This is a genomic window from Megasphaera sp. UBA4233, from assembly GCF_002395615.1.
GTDB classification, from domain to species: domain Bacteria; phylum Bacillota; class Negativicutes; order Veillonellales; family Megasphaeraceae; genus Megasphaera; species Megasphaera hexanoica.
Window position 1 is genome coordinate 7,028 of record NZ_DGXL01000011.1, and the last position, 26,817, is coordinate 33,844.

The 26,817-nt window shown below is 48.1% G+C and carries 19 protein-coding genes, 2 pseudogenes and 1 riboswitch; of the genes and pseudogenes, 4 read left to right on the top strand and 17 right to left on the bottom strand.

Annotation, left to right across the window (positions count from 1 at the left end):
* From B2U90_RS02345 to uxaC, 8 genes and pseudogenes are all read right to left on the bottom strand, one after another.
* A pseudogene (locus B2U90_RS02345) lies at nucleotides 1-1,026 on the bottom strand (DNA-directed RNA polymerase subunit beta'); the annotation flags it as partial.
* A gap of 356 nt (nucleotides 1,027-1,382) precedes the next feature.
* Nucleotides 1,383-4,775 (bottom strand): annotated as a pseudogene (gene rpoB, locus B2U90_RS02350) (DNA-directed RNA polymerase subunit beta); the annotation flags it as partial.
* A gap of 232 nt (nucleotides 4,776-5,007) precedes the next feature.
* Nucleotides 5,008-6,264 carry a tyrosine--tRNA ligase gene (tyrS, locus tag B2U90_RS02355; protein WP_292017009.1) on the bottom strand — a complete coding sequence of 419 codons (1,257 nt, stop codon included), beginning with the start codon at nucleotides 6,262-6,264 and terminating at the stop codon, nucleotides 5,008-5,010.
* A gap of 157 nt (nucleotides 6,265-6,421) precedes the next feature.
* Nucleotides 6,422-7,402, bottom strand: a complete 981-nt coding sequence (gene eda, locus B2U90_RS02360; RefSeq protein WP_292017010.1) for a bifunctional 4-hydroxy-2-oxoglutarate aldolase/2-dehydro-3-deoxy-phosphogluconate aldolase — start codon at nucleotides 7,400-7,402, stop codon at nucleotides 6,422-6,424.
* Nucleotides 7,403-7,414: 12 nt separating this feature from the next.
* Complete coding sequence (locus B2U90_RS02365) at nucleotides 7,415-8,359, bottom strand: sugar kinase (protein WP_059075686.1); 945 nt, start codon at nucleotides 8,357-8,359, stop codon at nucleotides 7,415-7,417.
* A 164-nt stretch (nucleotides 8,360-8,523) separates the two neighbouring features.
* Nucleotides 8,524-9,990 (bottom strand): tagaturonate reductase, encoded by a 1,467-nt coding sequence (locus tag B2U90_RS02370; RefSeq protein WP_292017011.1) that lies wholly within the window; start codon nucleotides 9,988-9,990, stop codon nucleotides 8,524-8,526.
* Between the two features lie 72 nt (nucleotides 9,991-10,062).
* Entirely contained in the window at nucleotides 10,063-11,397 is a 1,335-nt protein-coding gene (locus B2U90_RS02375) for a gluconate:H+ symporter (RefSeq protein WP_059075685.1), read from the bottom strand.
* Between the two features lie 108 nt (nucleotides 11,398-11,505).
* Nucleotides 11,506-12,918 carry a glucuronate isomerase gene (uxaC, locus tag B2U90_RS02380; RefSeq protein WP_113856263.1) on the bottom strand — a complete coding sequence of 471 codons (1,413 nt, stop codon included), beginning with the start codon at nucleotides 12,916-12,918 and terminating at the stop codon, nucleotides 11,506-11,508.
* Between the two features lie 355 nt (nucleotides 12,919-13,273).
* Here uxaC and B2U90_RS02385 point away from each other — a divergent pair, with 355 nt between their 5' ends.
* Complete coding sequence (locus tag B2U90_RS02385) at nucleotides 13,274-14,287, top strand: LacI family DNA-binding transcriptional regulator (protein WP_234995333.1); 1,014 nt, start codon at nucleotides 13,274-13,276, stop codon at nucleotides 14,285-14,287.
* 113 nt (nucleotides 14,288-14,400) lie between these two features.
* On the opposite strand, the gene B2U90_RS02390 is transcribed toward B2U90_RS02385, so the two are convergent.
* The 5 genes from B2U90_RS02390 to B2U90_RS02410 form a co-directional block, all read right to left on the bottom strand.
* Complete coding sequence (locus tag B2U90_RS02390) at nucleotides 14,401-15,201, bottom strand: gluconate 5-dehydrogenase (protein WP_075581507.1); 801 nt, start codon at nucleotides 15,199-15,201, stop codon at nucleotides 14,401-14,403.
* A 13-nt stretch (nucleotides 15,202-15,214) separates the two neighbouring features.
* Nucleotides 15,215-15,856: a bifunctional 4-hydroxy-2-oxoglutarate aldolase/2-dehydro-3-deoxy-phosphogluconate aldolase gene (locus B2U90_RS02395; protein WP_292017012.1), complete on the bottom strand. Its 642-nt coding sequence runs from the start codon at nucleotides 15,854-15,856 to the stop codon at nucleotides 15,215-15,217.
* A 17-nt stretch (nucleotides 15,857-15,873) separates the two neighbouring features.
* Nucleotides 15,874-16,863: a 2-dehydro-3-deoxygalactonokinase gene (locus tag B2U90_RS02400; protein ID WP_292017013.1), complete on the bottom strand. Its 990-nt coding sequence runs from the start codon at nucleotides 16,861-16,863 to the stop codon at nucleotides 15,874-15,876.
* Nucleotides 16,864-17,005: 142 nt separating this feature from the next.
* The gene (locus B2U90_RS02405; protein WP_059075680.1) at nucleotides 17,006-18,226 is read right to left on the bottom strand and encodes a dicarboxylate/amino acid:cation symporter; all 1,221 of its coding nucleotides are present in this window, start codon (nucleotides 18,224-18,226) and stop codon (nucleotides 17,006-17,008) included.
* Nucleotides 18,223-19,389: a pyridoxal phosphate-dependent aminotransferase gene (locus B2U90_RS02410; RefSeq protein ID WP_292017014.1), complete on the bottom strand. Its 1,167-nt coding sequence runs from the start codon at nucleotides 19,387-19,389 to the stop codon at nucleotides 18,223-18,225. The genes B2U90_RS02405 and B2U90_RS02410 overlap by 4 nt, the downstream gene beginning before the upstream one ends.
* A gap of 238 nt (nucleotides 19,390-19,627) precedes the next feature.
* Between B2U90_RS02410 and B2U90_RS02415 the strand changes: the two genes are divergently transcribed.
* A complete protein-coding gene (locus tag B2U90_RS02415; RefSeq protein ID WP_162816286.1) occupies nucleotides 19,628-20,812 on the top strand; it encodes a PucR family transcriptional regulator in 1,185 nt (394 codons plus the stop codon).
* Between the two features lie 96 nt (nucleotides 20,813-20,908).
* On the opposite strand, the gene B2U90_RS02420 is transcribed toward B2U90_RS02415, so the two are convergent.
* Genes B2U90_RS02420 through B2U90_RS02435 form a run of 4 tightly spaced genes read right to left on the bottom strand, consistent with a single transcriptional unit; the run spans nucleotide 20,909 to nucleotide 24,467 of the window.
* On the bottom strand, nucleotides 20,909-21,538 hold the full coding sequence (locus B2U90_RS02420) for a GDSL-type esterase/lipase family protein (RefSeq protein WP_292017015.1): 630 nt from the start codon (nucleotides 21,536-21,538) through the stop codon (nucleotides 20,909-20,911).
* The gene (locus B2U90_RS02425) at nucleotides 21,469-22,959 is read right to left on the bottom strand and encodes a tryptophan transporter (protein ID WP_059075676.1); all 1,491 of its coding nucleotides are present in this window, start codon (nucleotides 22,957-22,959) and stop codon (nucleotides 21,469-21,471) included. Before B2U90_RS02425 ends, B2U90_RS02420 begins: the two co-directional genes overlap by 70 nt.
* A 13-nt stretch (nucleotides 22,960-22,972) precedes the next feature.
* Nucleotides 22,973-23,656 carry an energy-coupling factor transporter transmembrane component T gene (locus B2U90_RS02430; RefSeq protein WP_292017016.1) on the bottom strand — a complete coding sequence of 228 codons (684 nt, stop codon included), beginning with the start codon at nucleotides 23,654-23,656 and terminating at the stop codon, nucleotides 22,973-22,975.
* A gap of 1 nt (nucleotide 23,657) precedes the next feature.
* Entirely contained in the window at nucleotides 23,658-24,467 is an 810-nt protein-coding gene (locus tag B2U90_RS02435) for an energy-coupling factor ABC transporter ATP-binding protein (protein ID WP_075581511.1), read from the bottom strand.
* A gap of 446 nt (nucleotides 24,468-24,913) precedes the next feature.
* A riboswitch (SAM riboswitch) is annotated at nucleotides 24,914-25,008 on the top strand.
* Between the two features lie 78 nt (nucleotides 25,009-25,086).
* On the opposite strand from B2U90_RS02435, the gene B2U90_RS02440 reads away from it, so the two are divergent.
* A complete protein-coding gene (locus B2U90_RS02440; protein ID WP_292017017.1) occupies nucleotides 25,087-25,920 on the top strand; it encodes a MetQ/NlpA family ABC transporter substrate-binding protein in 834 nt (277 codons plus the stop codon).
* 30 nt (nucleotides 25,921-25,950) lie between these two features.
* Nucleotides 25,951-26,808 carry a methylenetetrahydrofolate reductase [NAD(P)H] gene (gene metF / locus B2U90_RS02445; protein WP_075581513.1) on the top strand — a complete coding sequence of 286 codons (858 nt, stop codon included), beginning with the start codon at nucleotides 25,951-25,953 and terminating at the stop codon, nucleotides 26,806-26,808.
* The last annotated feature ends 9 nt before the right edge of the window (nucleotides 26,809-26,817 follow it).

Here is a 26,817-nt window from a genome sequence, read left to right on the forward strand (position 1 = left end):
GGAACGGCCGGAATAGTCAACACGTTTACCGAGGAGGTTCTGACGGAAACGGCCCTGTTTCCCCTTCAGCATGTCGGAAAGAGATTTGAGAGGACGGTTGCCCGGGCCGGTGACCGGTCGGCCACGGCGGCCATTGTCGATAAGCGCATCGACGGCTTCCTGGAGCATACGCTTTTCATTGCGGACGATGATATCCGGCGCACCCAGTTCCAACAGGCGGCTCAGACGGTTGTTACGGTTGATGACGCGGCGGTACAGATCATTCAGATCCGATGTAGCAAACCGGCCACCATCCAGCTGTACCATTGGACGCAGTTCCGGCGGAATGACCGGGATGACATCCATGATCATCCATTCCGGTTTATTCCCTGAATGGCGGAATGCTTCTACTACTTCCAGACGGCGGATAGCACGGACACGGCGCTGACCAGAAGAGTCACGCAGTTCTTCCCGTAAATCCTTATCGAGCTGGTCCAGATCCAGTTCCTGAAGGAGCTCCTTGACAGCAGCAGCCCCCATGCCGACGCGGAATTTATCGCCATACATTTCCTGATACTGGCGGTATTCCGTTTCTGTCAGCAATTGTTTTTTAACCAACGGCGTGTCACCGGGGTCAAGAACGATAAAAGAAGCAAAATACAATACTTTTTCCAGAGAGCGGGGCGAGATATCGAGAATCAGGCCCATACGGCTCGGAATACCTTTAAAATACCAAATATGAGATACGGGTGTAGCCAATTTGATATGGCCCATCCGTTCGCGGCGGACCTTGGCACGGGTTACTTCAACACCGCAACGGTCGCAGACAACACCTTTATAACGAATACGTTTATATTTCCCGCAATGGCATTCCCAGTCCTTGGTCGGCCCAAAGATGCGTTCGCAAAACAGGCCGTCCCGTTCCGGTTTCAGCGTACGGTAGTTAATTGTTTCCGGCTTCTTTACTTCGCCATGAGACCATTCCAGGATTTTTTCCGGTGATGCCAGACCAATCCGCATTGAATCAAATTCATTCACATCCAGCACAAATACCGCTCCCTTCTCTATAGTGACTATTATTCATCTTCATTAGTTTCATCATCCGCGCTATCTTCTCCCGGGACGGTTTCATACGTCATGCCACTCATGATGTCATCTTCTTCGCCAGCATTGACATATTCATCATCACTGACATCGGCTGCATCATCAGCCGGAGCTTCGGTCGGAGCGTTTCCGTCTCCTTCATGTTCCCCTTCCATGACACGGCGCAGATCATCATTCTGTTCCGGTTCGACATCGTCATCATCATCCAATTCCTTGATGACAACTTCATCACCGTCTTCATTGAGAATCTGCACATCCAGGCCAATAGCCTGCAATTCTTTCAGCAGTACTTTAAACGATTCGGGAACGCCCGGTTCCGGAATATTTTCCCCTTTGACAATCTTTTCATATGCCTTGACACGGCCGACGACATCGTCGGACTTGACAGTCAGCATTTCCTGCAGCGTATAGGCAGCGCCATAGGCTTCAAGAGCCCAGACTTCCATTTCCCCGAAACGCTGGCCGCCGAACTGGGCTTTACCACCGAGCGGCTGCTGTGTAACCAGAGAGTACGGGCCGGTCGAACGGGCATGGATTTTATCATCGACGAGGTGATGCAGTTTGAGGAAGTATGTGTACCCGACCGTGACACGGCGGTCCATCGGTTCCCCTGTACGACCATCATAGAGGATGGATTTCCCATCTTCCGGAAGACCGGTCAATTTCAGAGCTTCAAAGACATCTTCTGCATGGGCACCATCAAATACCGGCGTAGCAATGTGGATACCGGCTTTATCCGGTTTCGGCATGCCATATTTATCATAATCATATCCAACAGCCCGGAGTTTGCTTTCCAGTGTCGGATCCATTGCTTTAATCTGTAATCCCAGTTCATGCATAGCCCAGCCCAGATGAGTTTCCAATACCTGACCGATATTCATTCGGGACGGTACGCCCAACGGATTCAACACAATCTGTACCGGTGTACCATCCGGCAGGAACGGCATATCTTCCTGGCGCATAACGCGGGAAACGACACCTTTATTACCATGACGGCCGGACATCTTATCCCCTTCATGGATTTTACGTTTCTGGGCAATGTATACACGGACGAGACGGTTGACGCCCGGCGGCAGTTCATCATTATTTTCACGGGAGAAAATACGGACATCGACAATTTTACCGGATTCACCATGAGGCACACGCAGCGATGTATCACGGACTTCCCGTTCTTTATCACCGAAAATAGCGCGCAGGAGCCGTTCTTCCGGAGTCAGTTCCGTTTCTCCCTTTGGCGTGACCTTGCCTACCAGGACATCCCCGGGGAATACGTCGGCACCGACCATGATGATGCCGTCTTCGTCAAGGTTCTTCGTGCTGTCTTCGCTGACATTCGGTATTTCGCGGGTAATTTCTTCAGATCCCAGTTTCGTATCGCGGGCATCGCATTCGTATTCTTCGATGTGGATGGATGTATATAAATCGTTTTTCGGTAAATCTTCACTCAATAGGACAGCATCTTCGTAGTTATAGCCTTCCCAAGGCATGTATGCGACGAGGATGTTATAGCCGAGGGCCAGTTCGCCACCATCGGTAGCCATGCCATCAGCCAGCACCTGGCCTTCTTCCACATGTTCGCCTTTATACACAAGAGGACGCTGGTTGATACATGTACTCTGGTTGGAACGGACAAATTTGATCAGGCGGTATGTATCTTCTGTACCGCTGTCAGTGCTGACGATAATTTCATCACCTGTAACACGTTTGATGACGCCGGCATGTTTAGCCAGGATGCAGACGCCGGAGTCGCAGGCCGCCTTATATTCCATGCCGGTGCCGACAAGCGGAGCCTGGGTTCGGAGAAGAGGCACAGCCTGACGCTGCATGTTAGCACCCATGAGGGCACGGTTGGCATCGTCGTTTTCCAGGAATGGAATCATAGAGGTACCGACAGATACGACTTCCTTAGGTGATACGTCCATGAAATCGACCCGTTCAGCACGGAATTCACGGGTATCTTCCCCATGACGGCAGGCGACACGTTCGTGTACGAAATGACCGTCTTCTGTCAGCGGTTCGTTAGCCTGGGCAATGATATATTGTTCTTCTTCATCAGCCGTGATGTAGTGTACATCGTTGGTAACGACGTGGGTTTCCTTATCCACGCGGCGGTACGGTGCTTCGATAAAGCCGAATTCATTGACCTTGCCAAAGCAGGCCAGAGAAGAAATCAGACCGATATTCGGACCTTCAGGCGTTTCTACCGGACACATACGGCCGTAATGGGAATGATGAACGTCGCGGACTTCAAACCCGGCGCGTTCACGGGATAAACCACCAGGGCCAAGGGCACTAAGACGGCGTTTATGTGTCAGTTCGGCCAGAGGATTGGTCTGGTCCATGAACTGGGATAACTGGCTGGAACCAAAGAATTCTTTAATAGCAGCTACGACAGGCCGGATATTGATTAATACCTGCGGCGTGATCTGTTCCGAATCCTGGATAGTCATACGTTCACGGACAACCCGTTCCATACGGGTCAGGCCGATGCGGAACTGATTCTGCAGTAATTCTCCGACGCAGCGCAGGCGACGGTTGCCCAGATGGTCAATATCATCGACGTTGCCAAAGCCATCCATCAGATTGAGGAGATAATCGATGTTGGCAATAATGTCTTCCTTCGTAATCGTGCGGTGTTCATATGGCAAGTTGCTGTTATTGCAGATAATCTTGTAGACAGAACCATCCGCTTTTTCAACAAAAGCGATGGCCAGTCCGTCTCCGGAAAATACACCGCTTTCCTTGATTTTCTGTACTTCAGCGTCGCCAATTTCCGTTTTTGCCGGTATGACGACTTCCCCTGTTTCCGGATTGACAATCGGTTCATGCAGAGTCAGTCCGAACAGGCGGCGCTGCCATCCCAGTTTCTTGCCAGCCTTATAGCGGCCTACGCGGGCCATATCATAGCGGCGGGAATCAAAGAAGAGTCCTTCAAAAAGATTGCGGGCGCTTTCTACCGTAGGTGGTTCACCAGGACGCAGTTTTTTATAAATTTCTACAAGGGCTTCATCCTGTGATTCGGTCGTATCCTTTTCAAAAGTGGCTTTGAGGCGCTTATCATCATAGAAAAGGTCGAGAATATCCGCATTGGTAGACCAGCCAAGGGCACGGATAAGTACCGTCACAGGGATTTTCCGGTTGCGGTCGATACGGGCATAGACGATATCATTGGCGTCCGTTTCCAGTTCAATCCAGGCACCGCGGTTCGGGATAACCGTCGAATTGTACAGACGGATACCCATGGGGTCGATTTCACGGCCATAATACACACCTGGTGAGCGGACGAGCTGGCTGACTATAACACGTTCTGCACCGTTAATAATAAACGTACCTGTATCAGTAATCAGCGGGAAGTCTCCCATGAATACTTCCTGGTCTTTGATTTCGCCGGTCACATGGTTGACGAGGCGGATCTGGACGCGGAGCGGTGCGGCATAGGTCGTATCCCGTTCCTTGCATTCACGGATATCGTACTTCGGTTCCCCTAATTTAAAATCTTCAAAAGATAAGGATAAATTCCCCGCAGCGTCTTCAATCGGCGAAATATCCCTGAATATGTCTTTGAGCCCCTTTTCTAAAAACCATTCGTAGGATTTAATCTGTAAATCCAGCAAATGCGGCATCTTCAAGACTTCGTTGATTTTCGCATACGTATAGCGGGTCCTTTTCCCAACTTGTACAGGTTTGAACATGCTGTTACTTCACCCCTTATAAAAACTAAATCACCAATGAATGTGTGTGAAACTTGCGAAAAGCGACAAAAAAGCAAGGCTCCATATCAAGAATAGATTGAACCTTGCTTAATTTTTGTTAACCGGAAGCAGTTCCTCCATGTATCTCACAAATAGCATACTCGCAAATTGAACATTTTGCAATGAGTTATTATAGCACATGGAGTCGCTTCCGTCAATATATAATTTTTATTTATTTACTGATTTTAGCCAGTGTATATTTTTTCTTGCCTTTACGGACGACGACATATTTACCATTGGAATTCTTATGTGGCCGTACGATTTCGTCAAGGCTGGTCACTTTGATACCGTTGATTGTTACAGCACCATTAGTGATATCTTCACGGGCCTGCCGTTTGGACGAATAAATAGTAGAATCGACCAGCCAGTTAACCACGTCTTTTTCTTCATCCGTCACATCGACGGTCGGCATTTTACCAAAGGCCTGTTCCAGTTCATGTTCTGTAAGGTCAGCAATGCTGCCGTGATACAAGGCTTCTGTGATGTTCTGTGCTTCTTTGAGAGCCTGTTCACTATGTACGAACCGGGTGACTTCTTCTGCCAGACGGCGCTGGGCCAGGCGTTTTTCCGGTTCCTTTTCAACAGCTTCCGCCAAGGCATCGATTTCTTCCTTGCTGAGGAATGTAAAGTATTTGAGATACTTAACGACATCGGCATCGTCCTGATTGAGCCAGAACTGATAGAATTCAAAGGGAGATGTCTTTTCCGGATCCAGCCAGATAGCTCCACCGGCGGTCTTGCCAAATTTTGTTCCATCCGATTTGAGCATGAGAGGAATCGTCAGCGCATATACCGGCGTATTGCCGCCATGCATCTTGCGGATCATATCAATGCCGCCGGTGATATTGCCCCACTGGTCAGCACCGCCGACCTGGAGCTGCACGTCATATTTGCTGTACAGGTGTTCATAATCGACAGCCTGAAGAATCTGATAGGTAAATTCCGTAAACGAGATGCCCGCTTCCAGACGGCTGGCTACGACTTCCTTGGCAAGCATGACATTAATAGGGAATAACTTACCATAATCACGCAGGAAATCAAGGAGGCTGATCTGGGAAAGCCAATCGAAATTATTGACGAACGTAATATTTTCATCATCGCCAAAAAGATGAGTAAACTGTGCTTTCAACTTTTCCGCATTGTCATGGACTTTTTCCATGGTCTGCAGTTTGCGTTCCGTCTTACGGCCGCTGGGATCACCGATAGCACCGGTACCGCCGCCGATGACGATATAAGGATGATGCCCCTGAAGGGCAAACCGTTTCAGCATCATAAAAGGAATAAGATGTCCTATATGGAGACTATCGCCCGTAGGATCGACGCCGCAATACAGAGAGATTTTCTTTTCATCAGTCAATTTGCGGAGATTTTCTTCTTCTGTCATCTGATTGATGGCTCCACGCCAGGTCAGTTCGTCAATAATATTCATGAAATCGGCTCCTTATCTTCATAGGATTGTGTTCTAATTATTCATTATAGCCTACCCGGCCCGGTCCGTCAAACCCATTCCAATAGAAAAAGAAGGCGCCGCACAAAGATTCGTTTTATGCAGCAGCCTTCTTTATTCTCTGTTGACAGACAATCAATTATTTTGCCATGGGCTTCCGGCGAAGATGAACGGAAAAACCATGATACAATTCCTTGAAATATGCCAGGCGGACCCGTCCCTGGTCATCATAAAACAGACCATTATCAGCATATTCTACGCCACGGTGTTTGTAATATGCCATAGCCCGTTCCATATCGCGCGTGTCAATCCCGATATGCCCTTTTTCCCCAGGAAGAGTCTGATAGCATACTTCGACAACCGTACCGACAAAATAAGACACCCCGGGAATAGTGATTTTTTCCTGGTCCAGGAGTGCGCACAGACGATCCGTTACGTCTTCTGCCTCCGCCTGTGTCTTACAATGGATGCCTGTATGACAAATTTCAAAACCCAGCAGATTATGTACAGCCTGACGGCAGGTCGCCGTAATGCCAGCCCAGTCTTTGTTCCGGACCATATCAGACGGTGTCATGAAACTGCCACCGACGGCGGCAACATTGGAAAGGTCAAGATATTCGGTCATATTTTCGAGATTGACTCCCCCCGTAGGCAGGAACTTCATATCACGAAATGGACCGGCCAGCGCCTTCAGCGTCTTCACGCCACCATATGCAGCAGCCGGGAAGAACTTGCAAACTTCAATTCCCATGCCATTTGCCGCTTCGATATCGGCTGGGCTGACCGTACCCGGAATGATATCTACGTGATTGTCGATACACCACTGGGTAACAGCCGGATTAAAGGCCGGTGTAACGATAAACTCTGCACCAGCTTTGACAGCGGCATCGGCCTGGGCAACGTTGTGCACCGTACCGGCACCGACGAGGAGTCCCGGCACATGCTGGCGCATAGCCCGGATTGCATCAAGGCAGGCATCAGTGCGGAATGTAACTTCAGCCACGGGCACTCCGCCATCGACCAGGGCTTGTCCAAACGAAACGGCATCTGCCGCATCGTCAATGACGACGAGTGGAACAAGTCCAATATCAAACATCATTTTCATGTTTTCACTAATCATATTATTTCCTCCTTATTTCGCACGTTCCTGAAATTCCTGCAACTGGCTGCGCGTAGGAAGGCCTTCATTATCACCGGCTACCTGAATTTGCAGAGCACCGATGGCCGCACCACGCCGTGCCGCATCATACAAAGACAACCCGTCCAGCAGGCCGCTTGTAAATCCTGCGGCAAATCCATCACCAGCCCCAACGGTATCGACAATATGATCGACGTGATAGCTGGGCACATAATGTGTTTCTTCTGCCGTGCAGACATAGACACCGTCACTGCCGCCAAGTTTAATGGCAACAGTTTTTACACCATGATCAAGATAGAACTGGCCGATAGACTTTTCATCAGCAAGTCCTGTAATCCGCAGTGCTTCACTCAGGCCGGGCAGTACGATATCGGCTTTGAGCGAAAACTTGCATACCGTATCACACATCGTCTGTTCATCCGGCCAGAGCATGGGCCGGAGATTCGTATCAAAGGATACGGGCACGCCATTTTGATGAGCTTCTTCCATGAGAAAAGCGATGGCTTGACGACAATTATCGGACAATGCCAGAGGAATTCCGGTCACGTGCAGAAGCTGCACGCCCTGCCAGTCGATACCGGCAAAATCCGCTGCAGTCAAATGAGTGAATGCCGTATTACGCCGGATATTGGCAACTTTCGGATCACCACAGGATACTTTCTCCTTCATCTGGAACCCCGTCATATACGCATCATCGACCTGTACGTACGTATCATGAATATGATTTTCCCGGAGGAAATTGCAGATACATGTCCCAAAAGGATCGTTTCCCACACGGGATACATAATAGGCATCAAACCCCAGGCGTGCCATGCCGACAATATAATTTAATTCCGCGCCGCAGACATGGCGTTCAAAATGTTTCACCTGGTCCAGCGGACCTTCACTTTCTGCAACGAGAAGCCCCATCGCTTCCCCGATGGTCAGGACTTTACCCATCCTAACAGCCTCCTTCATAACGGATATACTATTTATTTTTACTATAAATTTCTCTATTTATACTACCATGGCGACAGGGAAACATCAATTCTCCTGCCGCCATCAAAAACCAATATTTTTCTAACACACTAGAATTTATGTTATATTTTTGTTAGGAAGAAAAATTATTTTTTCAGCATTTCCCGGATATGAGCACGGACGCCAATCGTATCTATACGGCTCAGATGATCGGTCACAGCCTGAGAAAAGCCGGGAATCTCTGTCAAATCTTCGCCCCACCAGTCCGTCTGCTTCAGGACTGCCGCAACATACGCTACATCAGGAAGTGCCGCATGAGAAGCGATAAATGCCAGCCGGTCCGCATCGTCACGGATAGGATACGTGTTTTCACCGCGGTGTCCTATGAGACAATCATTTCCTTTGTCCTGCGAACGGTAAAAAGCCAGCAGAGCTGCCATAGAATAGGTCAGCCACTGCGGCAGTTGTCCCGTAGCACGCAGACTGTCTTTCAAAGATGGAAGAATGCGGGCTCTCCATTTTGCCGTCGAATTAAGGGAAATCGCCAGAAGTTCATGGTGGACAAAGGGATTTTCAAACCGTTCAAATACAGCATTGGCAAACGACCGCACATCATTCTGATTCATAGGAACCGTCGGAAGGATTTCGTTATAGACCGTCTGTTCCAACGATAGGCGGATATCTTCGTCTGCCATACACTGGCCTACATAATCCAGACCAGCCAGATAGGCGCCAAGGACCATCGACGTATGTGCTCCGTTCAGGATTCGCACTTTCCGTTCCTTATACACCGTAATATCCGTCGTGAAAACTGCCTGAAAATAGGTCGAAGTAAAGGGCAGCCGTCTTTCCAGTCCCGGACTTTCAATAGCCCAGAGCGCAAAAGGTTCAGCTATATCCAGGAGTTCATCCGTGTAGCCCAGTTCTTTTTGAACCGCCTGTGCTGTTTGTTCGTCAGGATATCCTGTGACAATACGGTCTACGAGAGTATCCGTAAACTGGCAGGCCTTGTCGAGCCACAGTGAGAATGCAGACGGCAGGTTCCAGAGTGCAGCATACTGATTGACACAGGCACGCAAGGTTCGGCCATTATGATCAATTAGTTCGACCGGCAGAATGACCAGTCCCTTATCTTCTGCCCCATTAAAATAGCGATAACGCGCATAAAGGAACTGAGTCAGCTTGGCCGGATACGTCCGGGGCGGCCGGTCTTCCAGCTTATCTCCGGGAGAAAAAACGATACCCCCATCGGTCGTATTGGACGTTATATATGCAAGCGTATCGAGTCTGGCCAACGCCATATAGGCATCATAATCAGCAATAGGGGACAGGACATCGTCAATGCAGGTGATGACACGGTCGGATACGACCTTCCGGCCATTCTGCATTCCCTGGAGGCGTACTGTATAGAGATTCTGCTGCCGGGCAAACGCTTCCGGCCGTCTGGCAGCCCGTGGCGTCACAATTACCACATTGCCATTAAAGCCCTGTTCTTCATTAGCTACATCAATGGCATAATCGACAAACGCCCGCATAAACCGTCCTTCTCCGAATTGCAGGACCCGGACCGGATGCTGGCTGTGGGTAAAACAGGATTCAATAGATTTCATCATCTTCACCTTTCCTTCCCGATAAGAGAAAAACCGGATACCGCCGGCAGGCAGCATCCGGATTTGTATTCCGCATCAAATGACCAGTGATAATACGAGGACAATTGCCAGACCAACGACGGAGTTGGTAAGTTCCAGGAGCCCCCAGGTCTTGAATGTCTGTCCCATAGAAAGATTGAACGTTTCTTTCATCATCCAGAACGCTGCATCATTCGGCATCGTAATGGTATTACTGCCAGCAGCCGTAGCCAGCATGAGCAGCGTCGGATCCACATGGAATACGGGGATCAGCGGAGCTACAATACCGGCCGCCGTAATGGCTGAAACGGCGCCCTGCCCTGTAGCCCAGCGGATAATGACCGTAATGATCCAGGCCAGGATAAGCGGTGAAATGGAAAGTCCTGTAACAGCAGCGGCAATATGCTGTCCGACACCGGCATCGACAATGACCTGTTTGAATACGCCGCCGGCGCCAATGATGAGGACAACCGTAGAAATACCTTTGATTGCATTAGTAATAGACGTAGACGTTTCATCTACCGTGCGGCCTGCACGGATACCGAATACATAAATAGCGACCAAAACTGCCGTAAGCAGGCTGACATTCGGGCTGCCAAAGAAGCCAAAAGCCGTAGCAAGGGCCGTTCCCTTGCCAGCCGTAGCTTCGACGATCGTATTGCCAATCATAAAAATAGCTGGCAGGAGGGGAATAATCAGGCAGACCAGAAACGGTGGCAGCTTGTATTGGCCGACAGCCACTTCGCTGAGATTCCCCAGTTTAGGTTCTGCATAGGTGTCGATTCCCTTGAGGAATTTTGGTAAAACAATACCAGCACAGATAATAGACGGAATAACGACGACCAGTCCCAGAAGATAGACCATGCCGCTGTCAGCACCAAAGGCGTCCACCAGGGCAACCGGGCCCGGTTGAGGTGGGAAAATGCTGTGTGCCTGGGCAACTGCTGCCAGAACCGGAATAATCAGGAACATATATGGAACCTTGGCTTCCTTGGCAATACTGACGACCAGCGGCACTACGACCATAAAAGCCACTTCAAAGAACATGGAAATACCAAAGATGACACCAACGATAAGGACGCCCCATTTCAACGTGCGGACACCACAATGCTTGACGATGGTATCGGCAATTTTTTTGGACGCCCCGCAGTCGGTCATGAGCTGGCCCAGAGCTGCCCCCAGGACGACGATAAGGCCGACGCCGCCAAGCGTACTGCCGGCCCCTTTACTGATTGTCTTGACCAGTGTACCGGCATCCATCCCTTCCATAAACGCAACAAAAATAGCCATTAAGAGCAACGTAATCATGCTGTGCAGCTTGACCTTTACGGTCAGGAACAACAGCATGGCAATGGCTACGACTACCCATAGCACAGGTAACCAGTGTTCCATAATAACCTCCTTTGGACAAGCCTGTCATTTTTCTTGTCCGTCTGCATAATAATGATAAATAAATACTAAAACTAAAATAGTAAAAGTATAACAGGCAAAAGCAACCCCTTACTGACAGGGAAACTGGAAAAACGATATGGCATTTCCATAACAGAGCCGGTGGATGAGCGACGCCAGCTGTGCTTCGTCATCAGGAAATTCCCCGCATTCCACTAGATTCCCCAGCCAGTCACAAAGAATACGCCGGAAATACTCATGACGCGGATACGATAAGAACGACCGGGAATCGGTCAGCATCCCCACCATATTACCTAATACGGTTTCTTCCGATACAATCGTCAGATAGTCGAGGAGCCCCTGTTTCGTATCGTTGAACCACCAGGGAACGCCCGGCTGGATACGGGACGCAATCCCTTCTTTGGGAAAAGATGCTCCCAGAACCGTAAGAGCCATCAAATCATACGGTGACGCTGAAAATAAAATAGTCTTCGGCAAACTGCCTTCCCGTTCCAGGTGATCCAGGAAGCGGGCTAATTTTTCAATATTGCAGCACCGGCCAATCGCATCGTACCCGGTATCAGCCCCGAAACGCCGGTACATATCGGTATAGACGTTGCGAAGAGCCCCCATATGGAGTTCCATGACCCATCCCCGGTGCCGGTATTCACCAGCCAGGAATAGGAGAAGGCCTGTAAGATACTGTTCCCGTTCATCTGAAGAGATAGTTTTATGACTCAGTCCTTTTTGGAAAATACGTTCCAGCGAAGCCGCCGGCACAGGCTGATAGACGACTTCATCCAGAGCGTGGTCGGCTGCCCGGCAGCCCATTTCAGCAAATACATCCATCCGCCGCTTCAATGCATCGCACATATCGGCAAATGTATGAATCGTCATATCTGCCGATTCCCCCAGCTGTTCCACATAAGAAGAAAAATCATCTCCTTCAATGTGCATCAGCCTGTCAGGGCGCATCGCCGGTACGACCCGGGCAGAATGGAACTGGCTATCGTGAAGCACCTGATGCCAATGAAGATCATCAGCCGGATCGTCTGTCGTGCACAGGACCCGTACCCGGGATTTTTGGAGAAGCCCCTGCACGCGCAGACTATCATCACATTCCAGTATTTCCTGACAATGATGGAAGATATCCGGAGCCGTCTGCTCTGATAATACCTGCCGGCAGCCAAAATAGCGCCGTAATTCCAGGTGACTCCAATGATACAGTGGATTGCCCGGCGCACGAGAAAGCGCTTTCGCATAAGCTGTGAATTTTTCTAAATCACTTTCCTCACCGGTCACATCCCGCTCAGGTATCCCGCAGGCCCTCATGAGCCGCCATTTGTAATGATCACCACCCAGCCAGGCTTCGGTAATACTGGAAAAGCGGTGATTTTCAGCGATATCCCGGGGAGAAATATGACAATGATAATCTACAATAGGTTCCGTTTCGGCATATCCATGATAGAGCTGCCGCGCCGTACGGGAATGGAGCAGGAAATCTTCCGTCATAAATTCTGTCATCGTCGTGCCACACCCTCTCTATTTTTGTGTAAGCGCTTACAATAATTTATTACATAGAGAAATGTAACATGCCTCCACCGGTCTGTCAATGTTCATGCGAAATAGATATAATTTATGTTTTTTATTAACTTAAACTCATCAAAACATCACTTTTTCACCAATTATATCCTGAAAAATCCGGTAGCAAAGCTTATTTCTTATGATACATGCACGCATTTTCCATCTAGTTAGTATAATGCAATGCTTCTGTATTTTTTGTGTAACCACTTTCACGATATGTATTTACTCTCTTTCTCATTTTATGCTATACTCAATGTAAATATAGGATTTTTCATGATGATAGAGAGGTTCTCCTATGTCGGATATGAACGTAACCATCTATGATATAGCAAAAAAATGTCATGTATCTATTGCCACCGTGTCGCGGGTCCTTAATGGCAACAGCCGGGTCAGCGAAAAAACGCGCCGCATCGTGCTGGATGCCATAAAGGACATGGGTTATACACCTAATCCGTTTGCCCGCGGTCTGGGTCTGGACTCTATGAAAATCGTCGGTGTTCTCTGTACCAGTCTGACCGATGCTTTTTTTGCCCGTGCCGTATCCCTCATTGAAGACGGAATGAGGCAGCACCACTTCGATATCATGCTCTCCTGCACAGGCCCCAATACAGGTCATAACAGCCCATATATCACCGGTCTGGTCAATAAGCATGTCGACGGCCTGATTACAGTAGGCACCGTCTTTTCTTCAGAGCCTGATATTGCAGCCCTTACTGCAGCTGCCGGCAAAATTCCGGTTCTCACCATCAACTGCGATTACCACCAGCCTGGCATTTATAGCATCGTTTGTAACGAAGCAGAAGGCATGCGGCGTCTTGTCCACACGCTTGCCAGACAACACTGCCGGCACATCGCCTATCTATACGATGTCCGCACCTACAGCGGCCGTCATAAACTGCAGGGCCTGCGTCAGGGATTGAAAGAACTGGGCATAAAAGAAAATCCGGCACTCATCCAGCAAGTTTCTCTCAACCTGGAAGGTGCTGAAAAAGCGATTGAAAACCTTGTCTCCCGCAATGTTCCTTTCGATGCGATTGTCACATCAGAAGACATTCTTGCCGTCGGAGCACAAAGAGCTGCCCTGGAAAACGGACGGTATGTACCAGTCATCGGCTGGAACAATTCCATCCTTGCCACCTGCGCCACTCCTACCCTGAGCAGTATCGACAACAGGCTGGACAGCCTGTGTGCCAGCGCCGTCCAGTCCATGACCCAGCTTCTCTCCGGACAGGATCAGCCTGTCCCTGTCCGCACAGAATTCAGTGCTATCCTTGTAGAACGGGAAAGCTTCCAGACAAAAAAAGAGTGAAACACTTCATTTTAAACGTGTCTCACTCTCTTAGCCTTTATATACCGGGGATGTAACAAAATGCTCTGTCAAAATCATTTTGTCACATCCTCGTTTTTCTATGCAGCCACACCTTATGGCTGTTTGCCAATATAGGCAAGGATTCCCCCATCAACATAAAGAATATGCCCATTTACAAAGTCGGAAGCATGCGAGGCCAGGAAAATAGCCGGTCCTTCCAAATCTTCCGTAGTCCCCCACCGGCCTGCCGGCGTCTTGGAAACAATGAAGGCATCAAAAGGGTGACGGGAACCATCAGACTGCCGCTGCCGGAGCGGGGCAGTCTGGGGCGTTGCAATATATCCCGGGCCAATGCCGTTGCACTGGATATTGGCTCCGCCAAATTCCGAACAGATATTACGGGTCAGCATCTTGAGACCGCCTTTGGCAGCCGCATAAGCCGATACCGTTTCCCGGCCCAGTTCGCTCATCATAGAGCAGATATTGATGATTTTTCCTTCACCTTTGGCAATCATGCCGGGGATAACCGCTTTGGATACGATGAACGGTGCGACGAGGTCGATATCGATGACCTGGCGGAAATCCGCTTCATCCATATCACACATAGGAATCCGCTTGATGATGCCGGCATTATTGACGAGGATATCAATGGTCCCCAGGCTGGCGTCAATATCTGCTACCATATCCCGGACTTTCTCTGTATCTGTCACGTCACAAATATACCCTTGGGCCTCAATTCCTTCTTTTTCATAGGCAGTCATGGCCATGTCCAGATGTTCCTGGCTGCGGCAATTAAAGGCGATGCGGGCTCCAGCCCGGGCATAGGCTCTGGCAATGGCAAACCCTATGCCATATGACCCGCCAGTAACGAGAGCGACTTTTCCTTTCAGGGAAAACATATCCATATAACTCATGTCTATTTCCTCCTTATCGCACAGCATTTGTATAAAAGGCGGCAGCTTTCTCAATTTCGTCAAAATCTCTGCGGCGCACCCGGTCAGCACTGACCAGATTGCTGCCAATACCAAAGGAATCTACGCCAGCCGCCAGAAAATCTCCAATATTATGTTCCGATACGCCGCCAACAGCCGATAAGCGCAATTGGGATAAAGACGCTTTGACGGCTTTGAAATACGAAGGTCCCAGATTACCGGCCGGGAAAATTTTGACAATATCGGCCCCGGCTTCCCAGGCCGTTTCGGCTTCTGTCGGCGTATAAGCTCCAGGCAGTGAAATCAGGCCTTTCTGCTTAGTATACCGGATGACATCCGTATTCGTATTCGGTGAAATGATGAATTCGGCTCCGGCCTGTGCCGCATCTTCTACCTGCTCTACAGAAAGGACGGTACCGGCACCAATATGCATCCGGCCGCCAAACTGTTTTTGCAGGATAGCAATACTCCGCAGTGTATCCTTGCAGACTTCTTCATCACCAGGCCGGTAGGTCACTTCGACAAAGCGCACGCCCCCGTGCTGCAGAGCTTCTACAGCTGGCACAATATCCTGACTGGCAACGCCGCGGATAATAGAAATAATTTTAGCATCCAGCATGTCTTGCAATAAACTCATGTCCATTCTCCTTTCCCTTAAAGCAGTCCGCGCAAACCAGCCAGATAAAGGGCGCCCCGGCCAGATAAGGCCTGTTGCTGTTCTTCTGCGGCCAGCACGACCTGATAACCATCTTTTTTCAGGATTGCCTCGTAGGCTTTTTGCATGACCGTATTACCGGCTACGACAAAGATGGCTTTTTCCAATCCGGCAAAAATCCGGCTTCTCTTCAGTGCCGTCATATCATCCGCCATGAGCAGCCCAAGGAGATAATTCTGCGCTTCCTGTGCCGTATAATGACAAAACATCCCAAGGATCCGCGTCATAAAAGCACCATGTAAAAGTCCCATCTGATAATAATCACTGACGCCCTTCCGGAATGGTCCTGCCAGAAATTCTGATGCAAATGACCGGTTCAGTGTATCGGCCAGTATGGTATCAAATGTCAGGGAATGAAGCAGTTCGCCATATAACGTTGTCAGGCATCCCTGTATACGCTGCTGTTCATCAATCATAACATATTTATTATGTGAGCCCGGCAGGACGAATACGGCTTTTCCCTCAGGAGCCGCTTGTGCCAATAGACCGGCCGCTTCTACTTCTTCGCCACGCATCATATCCATATCGATACTCTGATCCGGAGTGAGCGTTGCCGGATCACAGTTCCGTACACCGGGGACAAACCATAGTGGCTGCTGGCATATAGCAGGCAATTCTTTGACTACCATGGCCTGAGCCAGCCCTTCGAGACTGACTGGCGCTGTCACATGAGGAATATCGCACAGTCCCACATTACTCGTCAGCATTCCCGCTGCCAATACGATCGATATATCACCAGTTGCAACACCCGCCATGCGGGCCGCCTCAGCCAAAGTATCCCGGACAGCTTCCTGCAATCTCTGATTCGTCCCATCCATAGCCGTATTACGCACACCAACAGCCGCCTTTGCCTGTCCGGCAATGATGCCATCATACCAGACAAAAACGCGGGTATTACTCGTCCCTCCATCAATCGTTGCAATATACATATCATCACCCTTTCTGCACCATACCACTACTTGCATTGTAGCATGGTACAACCAGACTTGTCCATGAAAGAAACGCATTTCTATCATATCTGATTTTCAAAAGAGCCGGCACAGGCATGTACCGGCTCTTTACAATCAAAACTTAAGAATTCATTTTATCCCAATCAATTTTCCCCTCTTTGCTTGCTACAATAGCCGTGCAAACTGCATCTCCCCATATATTCATAGGCGTTCCTGTAATGTCCAGATAGAAGAATACTGCTGCAATCCAGGCAACAACTTCTGTCGGCAATCCGAACGCATTAACCAGAATGACGGCAATGGCCAGTCCACCACCTGGAACACCGGCACAACCTATCGAAAAGGCTATCCCCATGATAACAAAAAGGAAAAGCTGCCCAATAGTAGGTGCAGTTCCTACAGCATACATCCCTAACATGATATATAGAGGGATTTCAATCCCCATTGAATCCATATTAAATGTAACTCCCAGGGGAAGGCCAAAGTCTGTCATTTCCTTATCGACTCCCATTTCTTTGACACAACGGAGGTTTACAGGCAGAGTAGCCGCCGAACTGGTCGTTGTAAAAGCGGTAATCAGCGCAGGAAACATTTTTCTGGTAAAGCGGAATGGATTAATTTTGCCAATAACATACAAAAGCAGGAAATATACGATAGCTACCTGCAGAACAAAGGCAATGCTGTAAGCCGCCAGAAAACTACCCATCTGAGAAACAAACGAACCTTTTAATTCTCCTATAGACGTAGCCATTAAAGCCGCCACCCCAATAGGCGCATAATACATGATTCCTTTTACAATCTGCAAGATCAAATCCTGACTTGACGAAAGAATATTAGTCAGGAATGTCTTAGATTTTCCTTCAGGCATCATGACCACAGCTATTCCTACAAAAATGGATAAGAACACAATCTGGATAGTATTTCCTTCTGCAATGCAGCCAACAAAATTCTTAGGAAGCCAGTTAATAAACATATCAACTGTAATTTCTGTCACTTTAAAATCAGCAGAATGCAATTCAATGCCCAGACCTGGTTTAAAAATAAGCCCCATAGCAATGCCTAAAAACGTGGCTATCAGCATCGAAAGAACAAACCATCCAATAATTTTTCCAGCCCACCGTTTCATCCGGGTAGCATCGCCGATGTTCGCAAAGGAAGACGCAATAGAAAAAAATACCAATACAGGTACGATCATAACCAGAAGTCTGGTAAAAATAGTACCCAGAGGCTTCAACAATACGACCTGCTCTCCCATGACAAAAGAAAGAACAATACCAACAATAACCGCTCCAAACAAACACAGTGCAAAATGTTGATTCATGTACCTGAATACACTACTCATATCTGATTCCCCCTTATGGTTTCACAAAAGCGTTTTATCCGTTGCAATCCTTCCACTAACTCATCCTCACTGCACGTATAGGCCATGCGCATGTACCCTTCCCCCGCCTGTCCAAATGCACTGCCAGGAATACAGACTACATGTTCTTCTTCCAGCAGGCGATTGCAGAATTCAGAACTCGTCATTCCGAAAGATTGGATATTGGGAAATACATAAAAGGCTCCAGCAGGTTCATCATAGGAAATCCCCGGTATCGCATTCAGACCGTCCGTGATAATCTTACGCCTTTGCCTGAATATCGTGCACAATGTTTCCGATAATTCAGGATGATGTAAAGCATACACCGCTGCTGCCTGGGCTGGCGCATTGGCACAAGCACTGATATTTTCCTGGGCAGGTACCATTTTGCTAATGATTTCCGCAGGTCCGGCAGCAAAACCAATCCGCCATCCAGTCATTGCAAATGCTTTAGATAGGCTATTGATGACAACGGTCCTTTCTTTCATTCCAGGTAAAGTACTGATAGAAACGGGTTTATCCTTATAATACAGCGTATCATATACTTCATCGGAAATTACGAGAAGATCGTGGCGGATAGCCACTTCTGCAATTTTTCCAAGTTCTTCTTCTGGAATGACAGCTCCCGTCGGATTATTAGGTGAATTCAGCATAAGAGCTTTGGTTTTTTCCGTAATTTTGTGCTCTATATCTTCCGCCTGAATGACGAACCCTCGTTCTGCACACGTAGAAACAGAAACTGGAGTGCCTCCAAAAAATTGAACCTGACTGGCATAATTCAACCATTGAGGATCCTGAATCAGTATTTCAACACCATCTTCCACAATAACGGACAAGAGCAAAGATAATGCTCCCATTCCTCCAGGCGTGATAATAATCTCCGTTTGAGGATCATAATGAAGTTCTTTTATACTGCCCCATTCAGAAACAGCCCGCCGGCATTCTAATGTCCCTGCATTCGGCGTATAGTGTGTCTGACCATTTCGCAGTGCCATAGCTGCAGCTTCGCAGATGGGCATAGGTGTTGCCATATCCGGCTCTCCAATGCCCATACTGATAACACGATCCATAGTTGCTGCTTTATCGAACATGGCCCGGATAGCCCCTTGATGAAGGTTTTGGGCTCTTTTGCTTAAAACAACCATATTACTCCTCCCTTCAGCACTTTTATTTACTATCGTTTTCTAAATAAATTTTATATAAAATAAATAATGCATTCAACATATGATTATTGTATTATTTTCTAATTTTTTCTTATACTTTTATTTTTTTATATAATTTTTTAGAGTATATTTCTTCACATTTTCATATTGCAGATTCTTTTTTATGCAGATATACTAAATATATCTTATTTATTTATACAAAATATACGAGGTGGTTTTATTGAAATTAACAATCGCTGAGATTCTACATTATCCTGAGTTCTCTGGTTTTACTCTCATTGCTGGTGCCACAGGTATTTCCAATCAAATAACCTCATGCGGAATTTTGGATTATGAATATGACCGGACATTAAAAAATAAATACACGAAATTAAGTTTCATCCCCAACCAGCTTATCTTATCCAGTCTGCAATATGCTAAAGAAGATCCCGGCTGTCTAATTGATGCTATACGACTTTTGCATCACCGCAATTGTAGCGGTCTTGTTATAAAAAATGTGTATAGTCTGCCTTTATCTCCCCATGTATTACGATTCGCCGACTCGGCTGGTTTTCCCATTATTCTTATAAAAAACTCCGAACAATATTTTGAAAAAATAATTATCAATATTTACAAACGGCTGCAGTCTCTTTATGATTTCGACAAATTTGAGCACATTATTTCCCGTATTATTACTTTACCCGAACATGACAAACAACAAAAAGAACTACAACTGGAAATTAACCCCTGTTTGCAGCCTGATATCTTTTGCATGTATTTCCGCTCTGATACACCACTAACTACCAATGACTATATGAAGATGGAATCTGCGGCCAAATACGCAGGATTGTTGACCTCGTATAATACCCTTTTACGATACAAAAACGGACTTTTATACATTTATTCTTCCCATAACTTTAAAAATGCCCGGCCAGACGAATTAGCCCAGCAAATTCTGGATACACCAGTTGGCTCACTGGCTGTTTCGTATCATATGGGTGTTAGTTCTATCCACTACCGGGAACGAAAAATAAAACTCTGTATAGAAGAAGCTATCTACAGCAGTTATTTCCACACAGATTTGTCACACCCTTATCAAATGTATGATACGTTAGGCATCCATAGCATTCTGCTTCCCTATTGTCACGAACCCGCTATGCAGCACTTTACTTCTTCTATTTTAAACCCTATCCGCGATTATGACTCAGAAAATCATACCGCCCTGATGACAACGGCTATATCATTCGTACGATGTGGTGGCAATATCGACAAAACGGCTGACGAGCTAGGCCAGCACAAAAATACAATCCGGTATCGTCTGAAACAGATTAGCCACCTCTTATCATGCAATCTCTTGCAACCAGAATCATATGAAAAACTATCCTTAGCTATAAAGATAGAAGAATGCAGCAATATCGAACTATAAAAAATCGCCAATGCAATCAAAAGGGAATCATTGCATTGGCGATTCATTTTTCTTAACAATATGTGTGTCGGTATAATCGGTGTTATACCACACGTTTCAATATCCCAGCTTCATGGCCGATATGGCTGCATCTGCCAGAAGCCGATAGCCGGTTTCATCAGGGTGAACACCGTCTGCGTAATGCGGTGATTTCTGCAGGACTGTATAGAAGTCGATGGGATGGAGGTCTTCTGTCTGACACTGTTGAAGAAGCCATATCCGGTAATCTGATAAAATATCATTATGCCTATCTACATCTTCCCAGGCCTGCCAGCCATAGTCTGCGCTTTCCTGCCGTGTGCAGGGCGGAATGCCCAGATAAACGGGTTTATGTTGTTTTTGCAAAAGCCGTATCATAGCCATTATATTAGCCTGTATCCCCCGCACCGGAATATCTTCCAGTATATCATTAGATCCGCCCATGAGGAAAAAAGCGTCGTACCCGGACAAGGCAAGCCGGCGCAGCCGTGTCAGCATTCCCCAGGTTGTATCTCCGCACAATCCGCGATTATCGACTTCCCATTTCAGGGAATCCGACAGGAGATTCACCCAGCCCTTTTCCGGAGGTACATCGTATCCATAAGTCAGACTGTCACCGAGACAAAGAAGGTGCATGGCTACACCGCCCGTTCCAGTGCCGGTGCCGCATCCTGCAATGACCGGACTGCCGCTTCTACAGAAAGCCATGGCTGATCAAACTGATATCCCGCCTTTTCCAGATCCATCTGGCAGGCAAACACTTTCGGTACCGCTGTCGCATAGATATCATGGTCATACATGTAGCGGAGTGTCGTTTCTACATCTCCATCCGACCGGAGCTGGCCATGGTCGAGAAGCACCAGCCGGTTGGCATAAGGAAGGGCCGCTTCCAGATTATGTTCAATAACCACGATAGTATGTCCGTAACGAACATTCAATTCGTGAACCAGTTCATAGAAATCATGGGTTCCTTCCGGATCGAGAGCCGATGTCGGTTCATCGAATACGAGGATTTCCGGATTGGTCGCCAGCACTCCGGCAATAACCAGACGCTGACGCTGGCCGCCGGATAAATTGGTCAGCTGCCGTGTACGGTACGGCGTCAGTTTAACCTTTTCCAATACCTCCGTAATAGCCGTTTCAATCTTATCCGGTGCTACACCCTGATTTTCCAGGCTGAAGGCGATTTCTTCTTCCACCGTCATAGCCACGAGCTGACTGTCATAATCGTCAAGCATAGCACCGACACGGCTGGCCAGACGGGAAATGGTTGTCTGCGTCGTAGCCTTTCCGTCCACATACACCATGCCTTTCATGACACCGCCAAAGTAATGAGGAATGGCACCGGTCATAGCCATACAGAGGGAACTCTTGCCACTGCCGCTTTCGCCGGTAATGACAAGGAAATCTCCCTTATGCACAGCCAGGCTCACATCGTCGAGGACCGGCGTCGTCTGTTTGTTGTAAGTGTAAGACAGATGTTCAATGGAAATAAGTCCCGGGACAGACGGCTTCAAATCATACTGGCTATGATCCGAAGTGACGCTCTGTTCTTCCAGGGAATCGAGAATTCCCCGCGATACAAAGAGGCGAAGAGCCGGAAAATACATAAGCGGTGTTACTACAGCATTGAGTGCACCGACGATAACAACCAGCGGCAGCATGCCCGTAAAATAAACATTATTTGGCAGGCCTAAGGCAAATTTCAAAATCGTGACGAAAGCACCGCCACTCATACAGGTAGCCGCGAAGCCCGTCAGGACAGGCAGGCACGAATGGCCGCGGAATTTCAGGAAAGCGAGATTTTTAACCAGAAAAGCACAAGTCAGAGCTCCTATGGGTTCACTGATGAGATTGCCATAAGGAAAGCCTGATTTAGAGGTAAGGACGTTGATCAGTGCTGCTACCAGGCCAATGCCCAGAGCCTGCCGATAGGTCGGTTTGGTCAGGCAGATAGCCACACAGTACGTTGCAATGGTCCAGTTTGGCGTGACACCGCCAACGCTTGGCGATACGAGATGCAAGATAGTACCAATAGCCAGCATCAGCGTCGTAATGGTAATCCAGCGGAATTGTCCACCCTGACGGTGATGAAATTCTAATGTGCTGATATCTTCAATATGTTTCATTTCCCGTTCCCCCTCAGACTATGCCAAAAATACGCATATACACGACAAGTACACTCACTCCCACGAATAAAGCCATAACGGCATAGTCACAGCCGGCTGGCCGTACATTTACCATAAAGCTATGTTCATTATTGCCAAACCCCCGTAATTCCAAGCTCAGCGCCATCGTTTCTGAACGCCCCAGGGATTTAAGCATCAACGGCTGAATGACACCCATGTAATGAATGCATTTCTTAAAGACATTACCTTTTGTTGAAAGCCCCCGGCAGGCCTGTGCCTCCTGAACCGTTTTGCTTTCGGCAATGAAATCGGGGACAAACCGCAGTGCTGCTGTAAACATGAACGCATATTCATATGGAATATGGATTTGTTTGACCAGCGCCGCTGTCAAATCCTGCAGCCGCGTTGTCGTGAGAAGGATGATAAATACGATGGTCATCGCCAGCATCCGAAGTCCCGTAACGTAAGCCGATTCGAGAGAACCGCCTCCCAGAAGTTGTACCACTGCCAGGAAAACAGCAAAGACAGCCAGGCTCATGGCAGCCTTAAAGTTGCGAGCTATATTGCCGGTAAAGCCCAAAAGGACTAGTTCGATGACGACCAGGGCTGCCAGAGGGCCTGGCGTGTGCAACACGAGAGCCCAGAACGAAAAAGCAACAGTGCCTAATAATTTTGTTACTGGTACAAAATGTTTCATCTTATTTCCCTCCCAGACGCTGCAGCATGGCTGCCGTAAATTCATCAACGGACTTGCAATATGGAAGTCCCGCTACAGCCTGAGACAACGTCACGGCATCAGGCCGGTTCAATCCTAATTCATACAAGTCTTCTCTTTTCGTAAACAAATCCTGTGGTGTCCCGTCAAAGGCTTTCGTATGATGTCCGATAACGATGACCCGCTGACAGTATTCGGCAAATATATCCATATCGTGGCTGATGATAAGAATGGTAAGTCCATCCCGATGAAGCCGGGACAAAAGTGCCATGAGCGATTTTTTATCGGCACTGTCCTGGCCACTCGTCGGTTCATCGAGGATAAGGTACTGTGTGTGCATGGCAATGGCCGACGCAATGGCAACGCGTTGTTTTTCTCCCCGGTTAAGATTGGGTGGATAAGCTTCCGCCAGAGATTCCAGCCCTGTAGCCTGCAGCGCCTCTGTAACAGCCGATGCAACCTCTTCACGGCTGCGGCCCAGCTGTTCCGGTCCATAAGCTACTTCCTGCCGCACAGTCGGTCGGAACATCTGCCGTTCCGGCCGCTGGAATACATATCCGATATAGGGACTGCGGGCTGCCGCTTCTTCATCGTTGATTCTTTTCCCATCGAGGAAAATATCTCCCGATACGGGTTTTTCAAGACCCATGAGCAAGCGGGTTACCGTCGTCTTCCCACAGCCGTTGCGGCCGCCCAGGCCGATAAATTCACCGGTACCAATCGTCAGGTTCATATGTTCCAATACAGGTGTACCGTCTGTGTAGTGGAACGTCACATCTCTCATTTCCAGCATTCCTGTTCATCCTCTCTTAAACAATAAAAAAACCTTTCATCCCTCTAAAGGGACGAAAGGTCTGATTCTTCCGCGGTACCACCCACATTGGCTTTAAAGCCCATCTCACTATGTACGGCCCTCAAAAAGAGCGATACACGTTTCTTTGATAGCGGTGGAACTACACCGTCGAACCCTACTTGGTCACCGTTCAGGCCGCATCTCCCGAATCCATTCCCTGTACGGACCGGCGCCGAACTCTCACTGCCATCGGCTCGCTGTAGCTGTCGCTGTACACGTACTCGTTTCGTTCATCGACAATACTATGTAGATTACTTGTAATTATACGGCTTTTTTTCTTAAAGTCAAGAGAAATCAGCCAATCTTTTTTCTTCCTTGACAAATTCTGCAATCATGGTAAAATAACTTCAACAATTTCATTACGTACTGTCTTATGACGGTATATACATTTATCCAGAGTGGCGGAGGGACGGGCCCTATGAAACCCGGCAACCGATAATACGGTGCCAATTCCTGCGGAAGAAATTCCGGGAGATAAAGAAAATCACTGTACTCTTTCTCTTTCGGGAAAGAGTCTTTTTTATGCCCTCTGGAGGCTTTAGATTACAGGAGGGATAGTATGAAACAATGGAAAGTCTGGATAACCGCTGCTGCCATCGCTATAGGAGCTGCAGCTGTTCTCATGACCGGCTGCGGAGGACAGAAACCGGCCGGTGGCCGGGAAGTATCTCAGAATGTCAAAATTACTATCGGTGCATCACCGGTACCACATGGGGAAATCCTGAAAGAAATCAAGCCCATGCTCATCACTGAAGGAGTAGACCTGAATATTATCGAATTTACAGATTATGTCAAACCCAATCTGGCCTTGCAGGATAAAGAACTAGACGCCAATTTCTATCAGCATGAACCCTATATGGAAAAATTCAACAGTGAACACGGTACGGACTTGGTTGCCTTGTGCAAGGTCCACGTCGAACCAATGGGCATCTATTCCCATAAGCTCAAGGAACTGGCCCAGCTTGGACAAAATGCCAAAGTCGCCATCCCCAATGATCCTACAAACGGTGGCCGTGCACTTCTCGTACTCCAGACAGCCGGCCTGATCAGCCTGAAGAACGGAGGCAGTATCGCATCTACCGTGCAGGATGTTGAAAAAAATGACAAAAACCTCCAGTTCATCGAACTCGATGCCGCCCAGATTCCCCGTTCCCTGGATGATGTAGATATCGCACTTATCAACACCAATTACGCTCTCGAAGCCGGACTCAATCCGCTCCAGGATGCCTTATTCACCGAATCCAAGGATTCGCCTTATGCCAACGTTCTGGTCGTACGCCGCGGTGATGAAAATCGTCCGGAAATCCAGAAACTGGCAAAAGCACTGCAATCACCGGAAGTAAAGAAATTTATTGAAGAAAAATATAACGGAGCTATTATTCCCAGCTTCTGATAACACTATTTCATGACGAGGGGTATGTAGATGAAAACTTGTGATTTATTTTCTAAGAAAACTGTTTTTTCCTTTGAAGTCTTTCCGCCCAAAAAAGAAATTCCCGTTGAAACGGTCTATCCGACGCTGGAAAAACTGAGCGGTCTCCATCCGGATTTTATCAGCGTCACCTGCGGTGCCGGCGGCAAAGGAGGAAATCTCACCGTAGAAGTCGCTTCCAAAATCAAAAGCCTGAACTGCGAAACGGCGGCCCATCTGCCCTGCATCAACCTGGACAAAGATGAAGTACTGGATACATTGCAGAAATTACGGGAACACCGTATCGAAAATATTCTGGCCCTGCGCGGAGATAAAACGCCCGGCATCGAACCAAAATGCGTATTTCCCCATGCCAGTGACCTCATCGCCTTCATCCGTCAACAGACAGGTGATGAATTCAATATCATCGGCGCATGCTATCCCGAAGGCCATCCCAATTCTAAAACACTGGCAGAAGACATAGACCATCTGAAGATCAAAGTCGATGCCGGTGCCAGCGAACTCATCACCCAGCTTTTCTTCGATAATCACGATTTTTACAACTTCCTCGACAAATCGACCCAGGCTGGAATCCGCGTTCCTATCGAAGCGGGTATCATGCCCGTAACCAACAAGAAACAAATAGAACGGATGGTCACTCTTTGCGGAGCTACTCTTCCACTGAAATTCCAGAAGATCCTGACCCGGTATGGTCATGACAATATCGCCCTGCGCGATGCCGGAATCGCCTATGCCATCGATCAAATTGTAGATCTCCTGGCCAACGGCGTAGACGGCATCCACATCTACACCATGAACAATCCATACGTGGCCACCCGCATTGCCAACGCTATCCGCACACTGCTGTAGCACTCATAA